At 46.1% G+C, this 18,593-nt stretch carries 27 protein-coding genes and 1 pseudogene; 24 read left to right on the forward strand and 4 right to left on the reverse strand.

Features of this window, described 5'->3' with window-relative positions; translation table 11 throughout:
- Window positions 1-419: 419 nt before the first annotated feature.
- The 11 genes and pseudogenes from NYR02_RS12960 to NYR02_RS13010 all read left to right on the forward strand — a co-directional run bounded on the left by NYR02_RS12960 (window position 420) and on the right by NYR02_RS13010 (window position 7,619).
- Complete coding sequence (locus NYR02_RS12960) at window positions 420-1,154, forward strand: hypothetical protein (RefSeq protein WP_260976785.1); 735 nt, start codon at window positions 420-422, stop codon at window positions 1,152-1,154.
- 78 nt (window positions 1,155-1,232) lie between these two features.
- Window positions 1,233-2,405, forward strand: a pseudogene (locus tag NYR02_RS12965) (IS3 family transposase).
- 117 nt (window positions 2,406-2,522) lie between these two features.
- Window positions 2,523-2,813 (forward strand): Imm32 family immunity protein, encoded by a 291-nt coding sequence (locus NYR02_RS12970; RefSeq protein WP_260976786.1) that lies wholly within the window; start codon window positions 2,523-2,525, stop codon window positions 2,811-2,813.
- An 83-nt stretch (window positions 2,814-2,896) separates the two neighbouring features.
- Complete coding sequence (locus NYR02_RS12975) at window positions 2,897-3,397, forward strand: hypothetical protein (protein ID WP_260976787.1); 501 nt, start codon at window positions 2,897-2,899, stop codon at window positions 3,395-3,397.
- A gap of 136 nt (window positions 3,398-3,533) precedes the next feature.
- Window positions 3,534-3,815 (forward strand): hypothetical protein, encoded by a 282-nt coding sequence (locus tag NYR02_RS12980; RefSeq protein ID WP_260976788.1) that lies wholly within the window; start codon window positions 3,534-3,536, stop codon window positions 3,813-3,815.
- Window positions 3,816-3,922: 107 nt separating this feature from the next.
- The gene (locus NYR02_RS12985; protein ID WP_260976789.1) at window positions 3,923-4,381 is read left to right on the forward strand and encodes a hypothetical protein; all 459 of its coding nucleotides are present in this window, start codon (window positions 3,923-3,925) and stop codon (window positions 4,379-4,381) included.
- A gap of 162 nt (window positions 4,382-4,543) precedes the next feature.
- Window positions 4,544-4,888 (forward strand): hypothetical protein, encoded by a 345-nt coding sequence (locus NYR02_RS12990; RefSeq protein ID WP_260976790.1) that lies wholly within the window; start codon window positions 4,544-4,546, stop codon window positions 4,886-4,888.
- 126 nt (window positions 4,889-5,014) lie between these two features.
- Window positions 5,015-5,779 (forward strand): SDR family oxidoreductase, encoded by a 765-nt coding sequence (locus NYR02_RS12995; RefSeq protein WP_260976791.1) that lies wholly within the window; start codon window positions 5,015-5,017, stop codon window positions 5,777-5,779.
- Between the two features lie 379 nt (window positions 5,780-6,158).
- Window positions 6,159-6,416: a hypothetical protein gene (locus NYR02_RS13000; RefSeq protein WP_260976792.1), complete on the forward strand. Its 258-nt coding sequence runs from the start codon at window positions 6,159-6,161 to the stop codon at window positions 6,414-6,416.
- Window positions 6,417-6,566: 150 nt separating this feature from the next.
- Entirely contained in the window at window positions 6,567-6,887 is a 321-nt protein-coding gene (locus NYR02_RS13005; RefSeq protein WP_260976793.1) for a DUF2834 domain-containing protein, read from the forward strand.
- A gap of 96 nt (window positions 6,888-6,983) precedes the next feature.
- Window positions 6,984-7,619 (forward strand): LysE family translocator, encoded by a 636-nt coding sequence (locus NYR02_RS13010; protein WP_260976794.1) that lies wholly within the window; start codon window positions 6,984-6,986, stop codon window positions 7,617-7,619.
- Between the two features lie 53 nt (window positions 7,620-7,672).
- On the opposite strand, the gene NYR02_RS13015 is transcribed toward NYR02_RS13010, so the two are convergent.
- A complete protein-coding gene (locus NYR02_RS13015) occupies window positions 7,673-8,140 on the reverse strand; it encodes a YqaA family protein (protein ID WP_260976795.1) in 468 nt (155 codons plus the stop codon).
- 357 nt (window positions 8,141-8,497) lie between these two features.
- On the opposite strand from NYR02_RS13015, the gene NYR02_RS13020 reads away from it, so the two are divergent.
- The 9 genes from NYR02_RS13020 to NYR02_RS13060 all read left to right on the forward strand — a co-directional run bounded on the left by NYR02_RS13020 (window position 8,498) and on the right by NYR02_RS13060 (window position 14,152).
- Window positions 8,498-8,971, forward strand: coding sequence for a hypothetical protein (locus tag NYR02_RS13020; protein ID WP_260976796.1), 474 nt, complete (start codon window positions 8,498-8,500; stop codon window positions 8,969-8,971).
- A gap of 83 nt (window positions 8,972-9,054) precedes the next feature.
- Window positions 9,055-9,435 carry a hypothetical protein gene (locus NYR02_RS13025; protein WP_260976797.1) on the forward strand — a complete coding sequence of 127 codons (381 nt, stop codon included), beginning with the start codon at window positions 9,055-9,057 and terminating at the stop codon, window positions 9,433-9,435.
- A 108-nt stretch (window positions 9,436-9,543) separates the two neighbouring features.
- On the forward strand, window positions 9,544-10,107 hold the full coding sequence (locus NYR02_RS13030; RefSeq protein WP_260976798.1) for a hypothetical protein: 564 nt from the start codon (window positions 9,544-9,546) through the stop codon (window positions 10,105-10,107).
- A 69-nt stretch (window positions 10,108-10,176) separates the two neighbouring features.
- Window positions 10,177-10,782 carry an SMI1/KNR4 family protein gene (locus NYR02_RS13035; RefSeq protein ID WP_260976799.1) on the forward strand — a complete coding sequence of 202 codons (606 nt, stop codon included), beginning with the start codon at window positions 10,177-10,179 and terminating at the stop codon, window positions 10,780-10,782.
- An 11-nt stretch (window positions 10,783-10,793) separates the two neighbouring features.
- Entirely contained in the window at window positions 10,794-11,246 is a 453-nt protein-coding gene (locus NYR02_RS13040; RefSeq protein WP_260976800.1) for a hypothetical protein, read from the forward strand.
- 42 nt (window positions 11,247-11,288) lie between these two features.
- Complete coding sequence (locus NYR02_RS13045; RefSeq protein WP_260976801.1) at window positions 11,289-11,660, forward strand: hypothetical protein; 372 nt, start codon at window positions 11,289-11,291, stop codon at window positions 11,658-11,660.
- A 79-nt stretch (window positions 11,661-11,739) separates the two neighbouring features.
- Entirely contained in the window at window positions 11,740-12,123 is a 384-nt protein-coding gene (locus NYR02_RS13050) for a DUF5071 domain-containing protein (protein ID WP_260976802.1), read from the forward strand.
- A gap of 300 nt (window positions 12,124-12,423) precedes the next feature.
- Window positions 12,424-12,876, forward strand: a complete 453-nt coding sequence (locus tag NYR02_RS13055; RefSeq protein WP_260976803.1) for a hypothetical protein — start codon at window positions 12,424-12,426, stop codon at window positions 12,874-12,876.
- Between the two features lie 412 nt (window positions 12,877-13,288).
- Complete coding sequence (locus tag NYR02_RS13060; RefSeq protein WP_260976804.1) at window positions 13,289-14,152, forward strand: ADP-polyphosphate phosphotransferase; 864 nt, start codon at window positions 13,289-13,291, stop codon at window positions 14,150-14,152.
- A gap of 16 nt (window positions 14,153-14,168) precedes the next feature.
- Here NYR02_RS13060 and NYR02_RS13065 read toward each other — a convergent pair whose 3' ends face one another.
- Window positions 14,169-14,897 carry an SDR family oxidoreductase gene (locus NYR02_RS13065; RefSeq protein ID WP_260976805.1) on the reverse strand — a complete coding sequence of 243 codons (729 nt, stop codon included), beginning with the start codon at window positions 14,895-14,897 and terminating at the stop codon, window positions 14,169-14,171.
- Between the two features lie 155 nt (window positions 14,898-15,052).
- On the opposite strand from NYR02_RS13065, the gene NYR02_RS13070 reads away from it, so the two are divergent.
- A complete protein-coding gene (locus NYR02_RS13070) occupies window positions 15,053-15,931 on the forward strand; it encodes a LysR family transcriptional regulator (protein ID WP_260976806.1) in 879 nt (292 codons plus the stop codon).
- Window positions 15,932-15,954: 23 nt separating this feature from the next.
- Entirely contained in the window at window positions 15,955-16,710 is a 756-nt protein-coding gene (locus NYR02_RS13075; protein ID WP_260976807.1) for a class I SAM-dependent methyltransferase, read from the forward strand.
- A gap of 71 nt (window positions 16,711-16,781) precedes the next feature.
- On the opposite strand, the gene NYR02_RS13080 is transcribed toward NYR02_RS13075, so the two are convergent.
- Complete coding sequence (locus NYR02_RS13080; RefSeq protein WP_260976808.1) at window positions 16,782-17,198, reverse strand: DoxX family protein; 417 nt, start codon at window positions 17,196-17,198, stop codon at window positions 16,782-16,784.
- Window positions 17,195-17,542 (reverse strand): rhodanese-like domain-containing protein, encoded by a 348-nt coding sequence (locus tag NYR02_RS13085; protein WP_260976809.1) that lies wholly within the window; start codon window positions 17,540-17,542, stop codon window positions 17,195-17,197. The genes NYR02_RS13080 and NYR02_RS13085 overlap by 4 nt, the downstream gene beginning before the upstream one ends.
- Before the next feature lie 95 nt (window positions 17,543-17,637).
- Here NYR02_RS13085 and NYR02_RS13090 point away from each other — a divergent pair, with 95 nt between their 5' ends.
- Window positions 17,638-18,084: a MarR family winged helix-turn-helix transcriptional regulator gene (locus NYR02_RS13090; RefSeq protein WP_260976810.1), complete on the forward strand. Its 447-nt coding sequence runs from the start codon at window positions 17,638-17,640 to the stop codon at window positions 18,082-18,084.
- A 33-nt stretch (window positions 18,085-18,117) separates the two neighbouring features.
- A complete protein-coding gene (locus NYR02_RS13095; RefSeq protein WP_260976811.1) occupies window positions 18,118-18,420 on the forward strand; it encodes a hypothetical protein in 303 nt (100 codons plus the stop codon).
- The last annotated feature ends 173 nt before the right edge of the window (window positions 18,421-18,593 follow it).

Genomic DNA, 18,593 nt, shown 5'->3' on the forward strand with positions numbered 1-18,593 from the left:
AACAAAGATCGGTATAAAGCAATGATTTACCTGAGATTTGGAAATCTGAATACGAGCTTCTTCCACTAAGAACGGTGAAGAGCCATATGCAAACAGTATATTTTACTGTTTGCAGAATTTGATGCGCATTTACGCTCCGGTAGCAAAACGCGCATGCGCGAATTGATACCTTCAGCCCTGAAAGATGCCTGAAAAATCAATCATTTAGGGTTTTACGAAAAGTGATAACGCACAAAGTGTAAAGAACGGTTCAGGATAAAAGCGCGCATGCGCGTTTATATCCTGACAAGAAAGAGAATAACGATGATTTTTACAGCCCGGACAATGGGTTAGGCTGGAAATCTGAATAAGAGCTTAGGTGTGTTAACGAGCATGCCTACGAATAAACTGTTATATTTATTCAAAGTTTTGGTGATTAATTGGAAAGTTTAAGCATAAATGAATGGATCGCTCTGATTAGCTCTATTGGCACATTTTTTAGCTCAATATTTGTTCTTGTGACATTGTTCGAGTTACGAACTCAAAGGAAACAATCTTACATTCCTGAATTAGTAATTCCAGATGTATGCTTTAACTATAATAATGAGTTCCCAAACTATATAAAGATTTGGGCAAAAGATGATGAAGATAGCCTATCTCTTAAAGTCCATAATATTGGAAGAGGTGTAGCAAAACACATTGATTTTGAGTGGGAATATGATATCCATGGAATGATTGAGAAATTTTATCAGCTAAAGTGTGAGGATAAAGGCGAAATATTTATCGATACTGATGAAAATCGACTTTATCATCATAAGAATAAGAGAGTATTAGCTGGTTCTAGTCTATCAATTGACAACAGGCACGTAGATTTTATGCTCCCGCATCATGATGGGGCTGAAACGTATAATTTAGAACTACCCAACTCATATATATGCATATCTACAGCAATATTTAAAAGTACAAAAATTCGAGAAGTTTTTGATTTACAAGCATTTGATGGTGCTCTACTTCCACTAACATTAATCGCAAAATATAAAGATATAGGCGGTAGTGAAATCAAGAAAAGCTTTAAAGTAGAAATTAAATTTTTCGTTAAGAGCATTAATCTAAGAGTACTTAAATCAGATAAAATATCGCAGATGAGAGGCCGTGTTTATATATCTGAACAATAAATATAACAAGGCACTTAAACGGAACTATGATCTTCCCCCGCTTTAACGGACACCAAAGTCAAACTGACGAGGTGTCCAATGCCAAAATATACTCAGCCAAGAAAGACCTGGCAGTATTCAAATGAATTTAAAGTGAAAGCAGTTCAGCTAAGTCTGATTGAAGGGATTCAGGTTCAGGAAGTCGCCAATACACTCGACATACATCCGTTCATGCTGTCACGATGGCGTAAAGAATACCGTGAAGGAAAAATCGTGGCAGATAAGCGCAAGAAGTTAACCGAAGCAACCAGTAAGCAAGAGAAAGAAATCTCAAAGCTGAAGAAACTTGAAGCCGAGAACAAAAGGCTGAAGCAGGAGATTGACCTGCTAAAAAAGTGGCAACGGTTTCTTGCGGAGGAACATCAGCAAGATATCGATTCATCGAGAAGTTCGGACAAGAACTAGGCATCAAGCACACGTGTGAGTGGCTGGGGGTATCTCGTAGTGGCTTTTACGCATGGCTTAACAGAGAGCCGTCTGAACGTGATCAGTCAGATATGGGATTAAAGATTCTCATCAAGAATATCTCGGATGAGAACGAAGGTCGCTATGGCAGTCCCCGAATCTGGAAAGCGCTGTTAAAGCAGGGATATCAGGTCAGCAGGAAGCGTGTAGCGCGGCTGATGCAAGAGATGGGATTGATCGCTCGGGTGACTCAGGTAACGTACCGAGCGCCAGGGTTGAAGCGCTTTTTGGCATCAGGACAAAACCTTCGTCCTGACGGTGCGGTTCCTCATTGTAAAGACAAAGTATGGGTGGCCGATGTGACTTATCTGAAAGTTAAAAAGCAGTGGCACTACCTGTCGGTCATCATGGATCTCTATTCCCGACGGATCATAGGATGGAGTCTGGATAGCAAAAGAACAACAGAAGTTACCCGAAGAACACTGATGGCTGCAATACGAAAGCGTCGTCCATCCAAGGGGCTGATGCTGCATACGGATCGCGGTGTTGAGTATCGCGGATCAGGATATCAGAAAGAGCTTCACAGACAGGGAATTAAGCACAGCCTGAGCAGACCGGGAAAATGTACTGATAATGCGCATATGGAATCATTCTTTCATTCAATGAAAGCTGAACTTATTCGTAATACGACATTCCACTCTGCGGAAGAATTGAAGTATGCTTTGGCGAGATACATCAAACAGAAAACGGCTGCATTCGGGAATCGGTTACTGCTCACCGATGGAATACGAGCAAATAGCAGCATGAAAATGAAGGTGTCCGTTTTATCGGGGCAAGATCACTAAAACAGTGGGTTACGTTTCGCTTCGCTGCACATTATAACCCACTGTTTTAGTCCGCTTAGTGCGGCGTTAGAGGCACCGCATGCTCGAGAAACCAACTCTGCTCAGTATTGCAACTGATCCAGGCGGCGAAGTTGTTTACATACATGCTGATTTGAGCGGCTTAAAGTACTTGCGTAAACAGCTGGAAAGCATGATAGAAAACTTAGAAAAAGACCAATGCGATCATGCTCATCTACGAACTGAAGACTGGGCTGGATACGAGCTAACGACATCAATGCTTGAAGCAGAAAAAGCCACACGCTGTCGCCAAGTTCATCATCTTAAAATCAGTAGCTGGAACAAGGCATGGAAGCTCAAAAATGAGCTGTAAGCCTCTAACAAGTGGTTCAAATCGTTCGCTGCGCTCACTGGGACGGGCTAAAGCCCGCCCCTTAACCAAACGTTAGGTTTTCGATGAATCGATCTCTATTTATATTTTTACTTTTTCTCGGTGGATGCGGTTCGGGAAATGAACCGCCGAAGGGATACATTGAAGCTTGCTATGGTGGGGATTGGAATGAAAAGTTGGTTGGTAAAACCCCGGCATATTCGGCAGTTATTGATGTTCAGAAAGACCAATGGCCAAAACTTAAGGTAGTTCTAGAGAAGCTGGCCTTTGATAATAATCTTGAGTACTTCGATTCAAGCGAAGAATCTAAAAATCTGTCAATGCTCTATATTTCGGCATGTTCAAATAAAGGTTTATGGGTACATTTTGACAAGCGGGTATGGTCATTTGAAGGTAGTGACCCACATTCCCCACTGCCATTAATAGCTAGCGTATACATATATGATAACGAAGAAATATGGAAGAGTATCCCAGAAGCTCTAGATGGGTTACTTAAATTAAATTGGCCTAGTGCTGTTAATACGAATCATAGCTATGAATCAAGTCTTAAAAATTCATTACTATAAAGATCAAGAACCTAACAAATATGTCCAGTTGACATTTTGGTCTACGCTCCGTTTTGGGGTGGCTTCGCCACTTTGCCCAAAAACTCCACTACAACCAAAACGCAACTGACATAGGCGTTATGAGTATTGAGTCCGAATGAAACGCGATATTTATCAAACATTCATAGGTGCTAAGGGCGTAGCTTTCGCGTGGATTGGCGCTGCAATTGGCCCCATTTTTCTAGTTATCGGGTTAGAGCCAGGATATCGTGTTCACCTAGTAATCGGTGTAGTAAGCTTGCTCCTGGTTGCTGCATCTATACTTGATGGCGTTAGGGCACTCAGAGCAAAATCTTGGTCTGGCGTCATCGCATTCGCCGTTGTTCCAGTAATGTTGTTAGCGGGAGGCGTAGTGTTAGCCTTCATGGATGAAAGTTAAAGCATGTGCAAATGGCCAACTCATAACAAGGCAATTAAAAATCGTCCACAAAAGGCTTGGGCTGTACTCACTATCGCTCACCAATTCATAGGGTTCTAGATACAAAAATGTCAGATCACTATATTTGCCTTATCCCTGCTGAACCCGACTTTATTCCAGGCGAGGAGTCTCAGGCAGCCGCTGTTGCACTGATTCAAAAAACATGGAACCTGGAAAAATCTGAGATCACGCCCGAAACCGATACCCACATTGTATTCAGGGACTGTGGTGAAAACTTTGAGTCTGTCCATTGTCCGCACTGCAGCGCTGAAATGGAGATCGGGCATTGGCAGGCCCTTATGGATCAAAGCTACTCAGATGAGAATGGGTTCACGATCAGCACAATACAAACTCCCTGCTGCAGTAAGTCCACCACACTGAACGATCTTTGTTATAAGTGGCCTATGGGTTTCAGTCGGTTCGTTCTGCGTACTGTCGACCCCGGATATGAGATTTCCGATTACCTGCTTATCGAACTGGAATCCGCTATAGGCTCTGAATTGCGCGTTATTCACCAGATGTACTGAGTGCACAACAAGAGTATCTATATAGCCTCAACAACTTGATGGTTTTTGTTTACGCCCAAGTAAGGCTTTACGTTGTATATCTGACGCCTGCTTCAAACCGTTCGCGACATCACAGGGGTGGCCTCCCCCTTAACCAAGGTTATAAATTTTTATGAGTAAAATATGATTACAGTCACGTGCTACCGTCCTCTCGGAGAAAAGGAGTTAGAGCTGGTAAAAGAAAGTGGTTTTAAAAAATGGCCACCCAGATTACCAGAGCAGCCTATATTCTACCCTGTTACAAGTGAGGAATATGCTGTCGAATTGACCCAGTGGAATATTACAGACTTCGGTAAAGGATATGTTTCGAAATTCGAAGTAAAGAAGGATTTCATGGATAAATACCCCATTAAGACTGTTGGCGCTAAGCGCCACACAGAATGGTGGGTGCCTGCTGAAGAACTGGAAGAGCTGAATGACAATATCATTGGTGAAATATTAATAATCGGTGAGTATGGCAATTCATAAAAATCAGCCGTTAAATCTACTAAAAGCCCGGCGGTACGATATACAGCAAGATTCGGGTCGAGTATCAGAGAAAGAGCCTTTAGAGTATTTATAGCATTTCGCTATCAAATATCTTAAGAGGTCGGTATGAATATTTTACAAGACAAAGTTGCACTGGTTACTGGTGCCAGCTCTGGAATTGGCCGGGCTACGGCAAAGCTGTTTGCTAAAGAAGGGGCAAAGGTTATCGTTGCCGCCAGACGACAAAAAGAGCTTGATACGCTTGTCGATGAGATTATAAAAGAAGGAGGAAGTGCCATAGCATTAGCCGGTGATGTACAAGATGAATCCTATGCTAAAGCATTGGTGGATCTTGCCATTAAAGAATATGGTGGTCTTGATATTGCTTTTAATAATGCAGGAACACTGGGTGCTTCTGGCGCAACATCTGAGATTACGTTGGAAGGGTGGAATGATACTGTAAACACAAATTTAACCAGTGCTTTTCTGGGGGCAAAGTATCAACTTCCAGCAATGGTAAATACAGGTGGTGGTTCCATTATATTTACGTCTTCTTTTGTGGGCTATACGATTGGCCTGCCTCAAATGTCAGCTTACTCTGCAAGCAAAGCAGGGATTATTGGCTTAACGAAGGCATTGGCATCTGAATATGGATCAGAAGGAATCAGGGTTAATGCTTTATTGCCCGGAGGTACTGATACGCCAATGGGACGTGAATCGTCAAATACGCCAGAAGCTATAGAATTTGTAAAAAGCATACACGCTTTAAAGCGTTTAGCCTTACCAGAAGAAATTGCAAAGTCTGCATTATACCTTGCATCTGATGCATCCAGTTTTACAACGGGGACAGCATTGCTCGCCGATGGTGGCGTTTCTGTTTGTAAAACCTAGTTTAATTGCGGCTATAAAAAATAAATGCATGGACGCGAAAATCGCGTCCATGCTTTAAGCGCCAGATGAATATTATGAAGGCAAAGAGGAGACCGGCCTCTAATCTGTCGGAACTTTAATGTTTCGGTACTTTAGTGTATTAGAACAGGTATCCGATTAGTTCAGCATTAGTCTCTGCCGAGAGTACATCTGTATATGTCATCTCATTGGAATCAGCGCTCCTCATCCGAAAATCACATGCCACTGCAAGCACACCTGATTTCAGGCGCGAGTCAAATACAATGAGATCAACCATGACTGAAATAACAGATAAAAAATCGAAATGCAGGCGTTGTTCTGAAATCAGAAGCTATAACATGTCGATACTGTGGTGAGCCAGATGAATGACAATGGAAAGTTACCAAAAATTGCTGTTTGTAAAAAGTGCAATGTTCAGCTTGTGACCAAAGAAGAGAAAAAATCGATTACGATCACGGGTATTTTAGGTGTGATTATCTTTCTTATAGGTGTAGTTTTCGCGCTCGTTAACTTTGTTATCGCCATTGTCATTATCTCATTTGCAATATTTGTAGGCCGTTCAGGCAATAAAACAATCAGCGTCATGGTTTGCCCTTCATGCGGTAAACGGGGAAGATAAATCTGAGCCTATGCAGTCGCGGCTGATAAGACTAAAACCCTACTCCACCACCTGTCACTATTTATAATCAATTTTCATAAAATTGGCTACCTGCTGCGCAGTTGAATCCAAGGTTAACGCTTACTAATGAATTTTTACAAGGATAATTAAATGCTGAGGTTTTATCTGGTTCTTACATTGTTAGGAATTTTACTTCCCTACGGAGCGTTTGTTCCCTGGTTGCTGGCTAATGGTTTAGACATTACCCTCTTATTTAGTGAAGCGGCGGCTAATCCTATCAGTTTATTTGCCTGGTTTGATGTTTTAGTGGCGGCTGTTGCGTTATTAGGCTTTATCGTTGCAGACGGTCAGAAGCATCAGGTGCAATATCGGTATTTCGCTGTGTTGGGAACTTTGTCGGTTGGAGTCTCATTTGGTCTTCCGCTGTATCTTTACCTTAAAGAAAAGCAGTCTCTAAAGCCAAAGCCCTGACAAACACATGCTGCCAGGCTAATATCCACGCCGTTTCAGCAGAAAGAGTAGTGCCTGTTCGAAAGGCTGTAATATCAACAAAACCGGGAGAGAGATATGTTATCTTTATTGAATATAGGTCTGGCGTTCTTTGTAATTGCGGTATCACCCGGGCCTGCAAATATCTCAAATGCAACAATTGCAATGAGCCTGGGAAGAAAGATCAGTTTAATCTATGGCGCGGGGCTGTCGGTTGGTCTGGTATTCTGGGGGTTGGTTGCTGCAAGCGGCTTTGGGGTGATTCTGCAAAGCTCTGTTTATTTATTGATGACACTTAAAGTTTTTGGCGGGTTATACCTTTTATGGCTGGCGTTTTTGTCTGCTAAAGCCGCTGTTAATCCGGATAGCCAATCAGTTCAGGCGGAAGGCAACTCAACGTCGTATGCCGGCTGGTTTGTCAAAGGGATCGTGCTTAATATTTCGAATCCTAAAACGGTCGTCGCGTGGATGGCGGCTCTTTCTGTCGGACTTGGAGCAAACGACAGTACGGCTTTTCTGATGTCAGGTGTGCTTGTTTGCATAGGCGTTGGTTTTGCTACCAACGCGCTGTACTCCGTAATCTTTTCTTTTAACGGCGTGATGGCCTGGTATCAGCATGCCAGTCGTTGGATTAACGGCGCGGTTTCTGGTCTGTTCGCAGTGGCCGGTGCCGGGCTGATTCGCTCAGCTTTCAGCCGGGAGAGCGCATCATAAAAGCGAGTAAACTGTTCCAGAAGATTAAATCCTTCCCGCTTTAACAACCCCCTTCACCCCACCATATAATCAAACCCCGCTACTAATAAGGCGTAGCGGGCGGCTTTGCCGATGGCGACCAGCAGTAAAAATAATGGGAAGTTAGCACGTAATACGCCTGCAACCAGCGTCAGTAAATCCCCTGCCAGCGGAAGCCAGGCCAACAACATACTCCAGATACCGTAGCGGCCAAACCAGCGTTCAGCCTGTTGCCAGCGCCTGAGCTTTAACTGCGGTTGTTGCCTGGCGATAACCCGGTCGGCGGCGTAATAGCCAAGGGCATAGTTCAGCACGCTGCCGAGGGTATTACCGGCACTGGCGACCAGCCACAATGCCAGCGGGTCCAGTTGCTGGCTGAGCAACACCAGCAGCAACCACTCAGAGCCAAGCGGTAACAAGCTGGCAGCCAGTAAGGCGAGAATAAATAAACCACCGTAGCTGTACAGCCAGGGCCAATCGCTGAGTATCATCCAATCGGGCATAGGGTTTTCAGGTGTAATAAAAACCGGATTAAAGCACGAACGACAGGACCGATACATGAGTTATCCAGCGCGCAACAAAATGAAGCTCTACCCGTGGGTGCTGAGCTGATCCGCTGCATAGCGGGCATAACACCGGGCTTTGCTTTTCTTTGCTGATTTTACGTTTATCAATTATTGAGCAAGCCGTAAAACTCCGGTAATCTGCTGACACTGGCAGGGATGCCGTACAGCTGTCTTCTGATTATCGCATCTGCGTGTTGCATCCGTTTTCAAGATCAGAGACAGCCTGTACTCCCCTGCCAAAATTTTTCGTATCAATCGTTGGTCTTGCCTGCGCCTGTCAGGATATGCAGTGACGTGCCTGGCAGCCAGAACAATAGCCCGGCATTGCGGGTTGATCGTTTTGAGTTAATTAAGATGACTTATCTTCCGTGCAAAATAATGAAGATGATAGAAATACTGCATAGCAAAGGATACTCCGATATCTATTTATACTGCGGAATGTCGGCCAGTGGTACGAACTGGAGATTTATCATCGGTAAAATCACTGACAATGTCTGGCCTGGTAATCAGATTATTGCTTGTGGCAGCCTGAGAGAATCGGGTGAAGTTGAATGGAGTATCGATACCGGCTCCGCAGAGTCCCTGGCTGATGATTTTGAGCGCTACTACGCGCTGACACCGGCAGAACAGAATCCTATATTTTCTGAATATGCCACATGGTATAGCGATAAGATCAATACATTGCAGGAAAATGAACTATTAGTGTTTTATGCAGACTACCCGGCACCTCACCAGGATTGGCTGCTGAATGCTCCTGGTTACCGTTGAGCCCCCTGTCAGGTATACACTCAGAGATATCCGAGCCTTCTGGTAAAGCCCTGTTGTAAGAATGCATCTAAAGTGAATAAGCAATGAAAAGTACTGTAAGCATTGGAAAAATTGAAGACGTTGAAATACCCGAAGATCTGCCTTATGCCGGTGCGCTGAAGCAACTGGTAAAAGATGCCACCGGAACCGGCGTTACTGTTAATATTGATTCTTTTTACACCAGCGAACCGGTAGAGCTTCACAACTTCGTTGATACCATTACTTATCGCTTTGCTACCGATGAGGATGACGATGAAGAGTTTCTGGCTTATTGTGTCTGTTCCAGACCAGTGGAACTTTACCGCGAAGTAAAGTTCGATGGCACGATCTGTGTTTCTAATGTAACAGACATCGAGGTATCAAATACAGCCATCAGCACAGAGCAAATTGCTGTCAGAATGAAAAAATTTCTCAGCATTGGTTAGCACAAAATTTTTTGATTCTGAAGACTAAAGTCATCAGACATAAGCAGTACAATTAGAAACCAATAATTTACTGTATTGACCAATAATTAATTACAATCTGGATGTGACATGAATACAGACGAATTACTTAATATCATTACTGCTCCGGTAGCGGATGACTACTTTCCTGAACAATTTACCGAAGAATGCAAAAATTTCAAAAACATTAACTATTTTAAATATTCAATACCAGAGAGCGAGTCATTACTTCGGTTCAAAAAGGTTATTCCTGAGCAATGGCATCACTGGTTTGAAACTTACATCCAATTGAACAAAGATGGTCAGTTTCCATCCCTTTGGCCTTTTACCCAGGAAGCCATTGCTTTCGATTTCAGACAACAGCTGGATGACTTCAACAGCGATACAGAATTCTTCGCTCTGGGATCAGACCCTTCAGGCGATTGGTTTGTGATGACCCAGGACAGTGGCTCCATGGTTTACCTGTGCGACCAGTATGCCCACAACCTGTATGATGGCTGGAAAGATCCAAACCACCTACTGGCATGGGCATGCCGCTCGGCGTTAGCCGATGAAAACAATCTGACAAAAGAAGCCGTTCTTAACTACTGGACGAGCAGAAATGAGAAGGCGGACCAGGCAACCATCGAACGTATCGCCGATAATCTGAATTAGCACAGAGAAATATCACCGGAACAGATAACGCTCTGTTCCCACAATCAAGACACTGACAGAGAATATTGTATGCAAGCACAATGGGAAAAGATGACCGCTATTTTTAATGCACGCGGTGGTTTTAATCTGCTCGAATTAAACAACGGTGCAACCGCCGAAGAGATCGCCCAGCTTGAACAGCATACCGGGCTTGAGTTGCCACAGGCGTACAAAAACTTTCTGTCTGTGCATAATGGCCAGGAACCTGGAAACGGCCGTGGGTTTTTCTTTGGCATCCGTCTGCTACCGGTAAAGGAAATTATACGCCAGTGGGATACCTGGGTCGCGCTGGAGAATGACGGCCTGAATGAAGATCTGGCCGATTCCATGGCATCGTCTCCGGAGGGGGTTATCAAACCACTTTACCTGAACAGAAAGTGGCTGCCGATTACTCATGACCATGGTGGTAATCATATCGGTATCGATTTTGATCCTGATGTTAAAGGCAAGATGCATCAGATGATTTCATTCGGACGTGATGAAGATACCAAGAAACTGAAGGCCGATTCGTTTGAAGAATTTATCGCTAAATTTATCAGCTATCTCGAAAGCGTAGACTGGACGCTCAACGCTGAGTGCTGGGAAATTAACGATAAGGAATACGACAAACACTTTCATGACTGGGATGCCTTCTGACAGGGTACGCCATGAAAAATTATCTGAGCTTTTTCGTGCTGTTATTGGTCAGCGGCTATGCCTGCGCCGACAGGTCGTTAAACCAGGCACAAATTGAAGCAATAAGTCCATATTTGCTCAGTGCCGTTGCAGAAACACCCTACTCTGCGGTTATCAGGCACACGGAAGCAAAGGTAATTGAGGGCACGGATGGCAGCCAGCATCTTTATTATGCTGAGGTTACCGACACCATTCGCGGGGAGCACAGGGATCGTATTCATTATGTAATGTCGGCAGAACCTGACGAAGCGCTCAGCCTGGACGATGCAGAGGTTCTGATAACGCTCTGCATAAATGATGATGGCTTTTACTGGCCAGGTACAGGGGCGCAGTTTCCGGCGCATGAGCAGCTGATTCAACGGGCGAAAAACCATGTATTGAATGCAAGCACCAATCAACCCCATTTTTCTCAGTGTGACGATTGAGTTGGCCACTTGCGTCTGGTTTAACCCACATGATGGAAGAATATGAAAGCTCTGCGGAATATAGCTTCAATTGTTGTTATAGTCAGCCAATTAACCGGCTGTGTAGGTCTGGATATCGTTCATAGCCAGAAAACTTACTCGGGTGATCCAGCAGAGATAGAGGGTGCAACAAAGACCACCTATTATCGCAGTGACTATAAGTGGATTGGCCTATACCTGTCCTTTATCATTCCCATACCTCTGATTATTCCATACGGTAAAGAGTCACAAACCCTGTGGATTAAAAATCAGGAGCTGATTTATCAGGAAGATATAAAAACGACCACAACAGGTTATGGCTGTTCTATCTGGATGGAGTGCGGTGAATTAATAACCTGGGGGAGTGTTTTTCTGGAGCCAGAGTCGTACCATTAACCTGTCGCCTTTTTTGAGTATTCACCAAAGGCTCTTACTCTGAATATCAGACAATAAATACCAAAGCATGAATGCCAGAATGATCAGACTCGTACCCAAAGATAAATTTGACGATGAAGCCTGTGCCAATCTGCAGGCCGCCTCCGACGAAGATCTGCTGCCTTATATTGCTGATCTGCTGGAGTGTCTGCAGGACCTTAACTGGCCCATCGCCGGGCCGGTGGCTGAGCGCTTATCGTTACTGGGCAACGAACTGGTGGAGCCGGTATTACATATTCTGAACAGCGACGACGATATGTGGAAATACTGGATCATCTCTCACTTTCTGTATCTGGTAAGTGATGAGGTATTTCAGGCGCTGCGTTTTAAACTGAACAGTATCCGCCTGCATCCGACCGCCAGTGAAATCGCAGAAGAAGTTCACTGCGTTACCTGTGAATTATTATCAGGGCGTCATGTCTGACGGAACCTGAGCCGGTTATATTACTAGGGCCTGTCGACACTAATTAAACAGGCCTGTTATTGGCTAAAAATTTCTCAAACAAGGCGCTGAGAGTGTGGCCTAACGGGTTAAGCGAACGAACAGCAACGCAGGATGAGGGATTTTTAGCCATAACCCTTCGGGCTGAGGCCAGTTTTTCTCATTAACTTCGCCGTTCGTCATTCATTTAGCCCGCTAATATCACTCCTCTCTCCTTGTTCTGAAAAAAACTAGCTCTCAGCAGGACCTATTCAATTAGTGTCGACAGGCCCTAAGGTTACTATGTACCCAGATGATTTTTTTGAATCCATTGGTATTAAGCTCCCACAGAAGCCCTGGTCGATTCATATGCAATGGAGCACCACCCAGCCTATGAATTGGGTGATTGAACGCAACTCGTTACGTCCAGAAGACTTACTGTTAACACTCAGCATCAATGACCGACATTGGCAGGTTTCACTGGAAAGACGGGACGAGGTCTTTTATGCGCAATGGGGGACTTATGGTTTCCGTGTTGATTCTCAACAGTTGAAGTACCGGCGGTTTATTAAATGGCCCGCTATTGAATCGCCGGAAAATATTATTGCCTTCATTACGGAATTAGAATCGTTACTTAGCGTACGCTTTGTTAAACACATCAATCTGCAGGGAACATTGTCAGACAGCATTGAAAAACCGCAGTTACTTGCCGATTTCTTGAAAGTAAGAACCGATGACTTTGGTGTGTTCAGCTAAGAATCAAACAGGCTGCTCAAAGATCCGCCTGGCTGGAAAAAGAGCACCGGGACAAAGAGTACCGGGACAAAGAGTACCGGGACAAAGAGTACCGGGACAGCCAACCATGTTTCTCGTGTCATTACTGCTCCATGAATTCTGTTCCAAGGCGTCAGCCATCCGCTGAGCGATATAACGTTAAAAGACGAACAGCACTTCCTATAGCACCTCTGTGCTAATGCAACGCTGGCAATATCAATCGTCTCATCAGAGGTGTTAGAGTGGTTGTTCCGTCAATGGTAGTTCTGTTAGTGCATGCTGAGCGATCCCTATCATTGGCAACCCGTGCGTTTTTATTTGTTCTCAGTGGTGTCTTGCTACCGATGGCTGATCTGGACGATGCACTAAACTATCTGCGTACTCTGGAAGTTTTATGAAAATAGATCCCGATGACTACCGCGTTCAGGCCGGAGAACATGTTGATCTGGCCCGGCGTCCGAGCAAAATCCCATCCCTGTATGATTCAAAAAAAGAATATAAAAAAATACTGGAATCTCAGGTCAGCGAACTGAGCGATTTGCAGCGACTGCACTACGCCTCAAATCAGCAATCTTTGCTGTTGATTTTTCAGGGTATGGATACCGCCGGCAAAGATGGTGCCATCCGCCATGTGATGTCCGGTGTAAATCCGCAGGGCTGTCAGGTATTCAGTTTTAAACAACCGAGCAGTGAAGAGCTGGAACACGATTTCCTGTGGCGCACCACCAAACGACTGCCGGAACGGGGACGCATAGGCATATTTAATCGCTCCTACTACGAAGAGGTTCTGGTGGTACGGGTTCATCCGCAATTACTGCTGGCCCAGGGGTTCTCCGATGATGCAATTGCCGGACACGCAATCTGGGAAGAGCGCTTTAAATCGATTAATGATCTGGAGGCTCATCTGCATAGTAACGGCACACAGGTGATTAAGTTTTTCCTTCATATCTCTAAAGATGAACAACGCGAGCGCTTTCTGGCACGTATTGATGAAGCGGAAAAAAACTGGAAATTCAGCCTCGCCGATGTGCAGGAACGTAAGCACTGGGACGACTATATGCGTGCCTATGAAGCATGCCTGAGCACGACCAGTACGAAAGAGTCACCATGGTTTGTTATCCCCGCTGACGATAAAAAAAATGCCAGGCTGATTATCTCTCAGATTGTGGTTAACACGCTGAAGAGCTTCAAAATGAGCTACCCGAAAGTCAGCGCCGCCCGCCGCAAAGAATTACTGACATTACGTGAGGAACTCTGACAGCCAGCGACATGCTTTACAGCAAATACCCACCATCAACTTCCAGCACCGCACTGCGCATCGCCAGTGACTGATCAGAGAGCAGAAACTCGATTGCACCAATCTGATCATCTGCCGTCATCACCCGCCCCAGCACGGTATCCTTCATCGATTCAAACAGAGCATCCTGTTGCTCCGCATTCATCCCCGCTTTGCCCTGAATGGCTGTTGCAGTTACACCGGGGCGAACCGAATTAATACGGATACCCAAACCTGAAAATTCCAGATTAGCCACCCGCGCAATGGCTTCAAAAGCCGCTTTGCTGGCAGCATATACCGCCGCTTGCGGGAAGGCTTTGGTCACCACAATGCTGGATACAAACACCACACTGGAAGGGTTCTTCAGCAGTGGTTGTAACTGCTGCAGGGTAATAAAAGGGCCCTTGGTATTAATGGCGATGGTCTGGTCAAAGTCTTCTTCGCTGCTGGTTGCAATAGCCTGCGGGTAAAACACACCGGCATTCAGCACTAAACCATCCAGTTGAATATTGTCTTTTTGCAGGGCTGCGGCCAGTTGTTTCAGCGCCGCGCCGTCGGCACTGTCGGCAACAAAGCCGCTGCAGCCAATTGCAGCACTTACCTGATTTATTTTGTGCTGATCACGCCCGGTAATAATCACACGATTGCCATCGGCTGCCAGTTTATCTGCCAATGCCAGGCCGATGCCTGCGGTGCCACCCGTAATCAGAATTGTTTTGCCATTCATATCCGTTCTCCTCGTTGTTTGTTATGCGGCAGATTAGCAACTTGTCAGGGCGTCAATAAGGCATCAATATGCGCACTTACTGGTTCCGGTTTGGAAACAAAAATATCAACCAAGCCGGCTACCATCAGGTATTTACGTGTCCTGTCAGAGGTTTTATGTCTTATCTCAATCTGTCGCTGTTGCATGTTTTTCACCGGGTTGCAGAGCGCGGTAGTTTCCAGGCGGCGGCAACGGAGCTGGGTCTGCCGCGCTCGTCGGTCAGTAAAAAGATCCGTCAGCTTGAGGAGTTTGTCGGACAGCCCTTACTGCAACGGTCTACCCGGCAACTGCAGCTGACCGATGTTGGCCGCAACCTGCTGTTGGGCACGGGTGATCTGAGTAAGGTACTGAGCAACCTGAATGGTCTGCTGGATGATATGCAAACCTCACCGAAAGGCCGGGTAAAAATCAGCGCCAGTATTCTGATGGGGCAGGCGCGGCTGGTGCCGGTACTGAAGAAACTGCGCGAACAATTTCCCGGCATTGAACTGGAATTAAATCTCGATGACCGCAATGTGGATTTGCTGGCAGAAAACGTAGACATCGCCATCCGTATTGGCCAGCTGCCCGATTCCTCTTTAATTGCGCGCAAAATAGGCGAAAAACACTGGGGCTGGTTTGCCTCGCCACAGTATCTGGCTGAACGCGGTCAGCCGGATACTCCTGACGACCTCGCCCGGCACGATTGCCTGGTGTTCGGTTCCCTGAACTTCTGGCCATTCCGCAACCGTGCGGGTCAGACGGAGAATATCGAAGTCAGCCCCGCCATAAAAACCAATAACAGCCGTGCTCTGGTAGATATGGCCAGCGCCGGTCTGGGTATTATTATGCTTGATCCGGAATTTATCCAAGCGGAGCGGGAAAGCGGGCTGCTACTTCCAGTGCTGAGCGACTGGCAGCACCCGGAAAACAGCCCGATTAATCTGCTGTGTGTTGGCGAACGAACCAAAGCCGCACAGGCGGTGTGGCAGTTTTTGCTGGATGAATTTCAATAACAATCAGGGGCTGTGGTTAAATTATGGAAAATGTATACGGAAAACTGGCTGCCTGGGTATATCACCTGGACAAACCCATCGGCCATTCATTTGGTGATCTGGAGTATTACCGTGAGCGTCTCGCAGGCTGCACGGGTGCGATACTAGAACCTGCAACCGGCAATGGCCGCATATTAATTCCTCTGCTGGAATCCGGCCTGAATATAGAAGGTTTTGATGCTTCAGAAGAGATGCTGCATTACTGCCGCCAGGAATGCCTGCAGCGCAATCTTACTCCTGTACTTACCCGCCAGACATTCGGGGACTTTACCGCCCCACGGTGCTATGAAGCCATTATTATGCCTGCCGGATCTTTCCAGTTGATTACCAACACCGCATCGGCACTGGCACTGCTGCAGCGCTGTTATGATAATCTTCTTCCCGGTGGACGTTTAATTCTGGATATAGATAACAGCAAAGAAATCATCCGGAGCCGGAGCACACTGCGCAGCTGGAAAGCCTCTGATGATGAATGCCTGACACTCTCCAGCTCAGATCCTGAAATTAATTATGTGCAGCAAACAACTCTTACTTACCTGCGCTATGAACATTGGCAAAATGGTATATTAACCAGCACCGAACTTGATCTGTTTTGCCTGCGTTGGTGGGGAATATATGAACTGACATTCGCTCTGCGGGCAGCCGGTTTTACCGACGTTATCGTATCCGGCGACTATCAGCATGGCAGAGCAGCCGATAACGACGATGCGATTATCAGCTTTGAAGCACGACGGCCATAATTCAGATTCTGAAACTGAAGCGCAGAAGCCTCTTTGAGACTTCTGCGCTGGCTTATTTTCTTCCCGGAGATTCAGCGCTTCAGCAAAAAATTACGCGGGCTTAAAGCGTAGTGACCATCACCGAGCAGGATATGCACAACGGATGCAACCAGCAGAAACAACGGATATTCCCAGCCTCCTCCAGTACTGGTATGTACCCAGCCATTACCGGCATGGGCCCAAGTTGCGACCAGTAAGACCGGCACTAACACGGCCGATGCATAGCGGCCATAAAAGCCGGTTAAAATCATCAATCCGCCACACAGCTCAAGCAGAAATACCGGCCATGCCATAAATGCTGGCATTCCCTGGCTGGACAGCCAGGCAGCAAAGCCCGGAATGGTAAACACATACCATTTCAGTAACGCGTGAGAAATCCACATACTGCCCAATGCCAGCCGCAATAAAGTGGCACCAGAGCTACCGAAGCGTTCATCAATAAAATTCATACTTCGGCTCCTGTGTTGGCCAGTTCCAGCGGATAACCAGCCTCTTCCCAACCCTGCTTTCCTTCGACAAATTCCTGCACATTAACGTAACCCATTTGCGCGAGAATCTGTGCCGCCATTTTTGAGTTCTGACAGCTACTGCTGGCGCAGTACACAACAATCAGCGCCTCGTTATCCGGCAGCTGTTCAGCGGCGCGTGCTCTGATTTCGTCATGGGGAATATTCAGTGCCCCGGGTAAATGTCCCGCTGCAAAGTAGCGTTCGGGCAGAGCTTCAACCAGTGTCATAGGTATTCCCTGATCGAGGTTTTGTTTTATCTGTTCAGGCTTAATAGTGTTGTTCATATGCTTTCTCCTTTGCACCTAGTTGCAATTGCAACTAAAACAACATTAAGCACAACTGGTTGTAATTGCAACAACTTGCTTCTAATATTCTCGCCATGAACAAAACACCATCACCACAAGCGATTCAGGCCTGGATACAGCTGCATCGTACCCAACGTCAGTTACTGAGCACCGTAGAGACTGCGCTGAAGAGCCAGGACCTGCCCGCTCTGGACTGGTACGACGTTCTTCTGGAGCTGCATAAAGCCAAAGGCGATGGCCTGCGCCAGTTTGAAATTGGCGAAAAAATACTGCTGAACAAGCATAATCTGTCACGACTGATCGACCGGCTGGAAAAGAACCTGCTGGTAGAGCGTCATCAGTGTTCAGAAGACGGGCGTGGCAACCGTATTAAAATCACGAGCGAAGGCAGCAGCATGGTGAAGGCGATGTGGCCGGTATACAGCCAGGCTATTCAGCAGAATTTTGCCGCTAAGCTGACGGAAGAAGAAGCGCAGACACTGTCAGAGTTGCTAGCAAAAGTACTGCCCGTAGCACAATAAACAGCCGGCTGCTAATACAAGGATCAGAGAGATATGAACACGGATTTCAGAAAGACCGTACTGGGCTGTATAAAAATATGCGACAACCCTTTTGTGCGCAGTGATCCGTCATCCACCGATCTGACGCTGAGCGCAGTGGATACGCTGTGCGAAATGTATGCAGTGGATGATATTTTAGCGATTCTGCAAGCAGAGTTTGAACGGCTGGAAATCGTTATTAAGGGGCGGGTCGGCAGCGGTACCGCCTATGAATTCATGCTGCTGAATCAGGATGCGCATTACAACTGCAAGGCAGCTATTGCTCATTTGCGTCAGCGGCAAGCGGCGGACTTATAAACGCCGCCCACAAAAAAAGCCTCCGCAGAGCACTGCTGTCCCACAGTTTGGAGTGACATTGTGTCACTCCAAACTGCAGTATTCATCGGCTACTGTTTTTCAATCTGAAACGCCTTTCCGGGGCAAGCCCCTGGCCCCCTGCAAGGAGAGGTATCTCCTTACGATCCTCTCTT

It is taken from the genome of Thalassolituus pacificus, from assembly GCF_025318105.1.
In the GTDB taxonomy this organism is placed as follows: domain Bacteria; phylum Pseudomonadota; class Gammaproteobacteria; order Pseudomonadales; family Oceanobacteraceae; genus Venatoribacter; species Venatoribacter pacificus.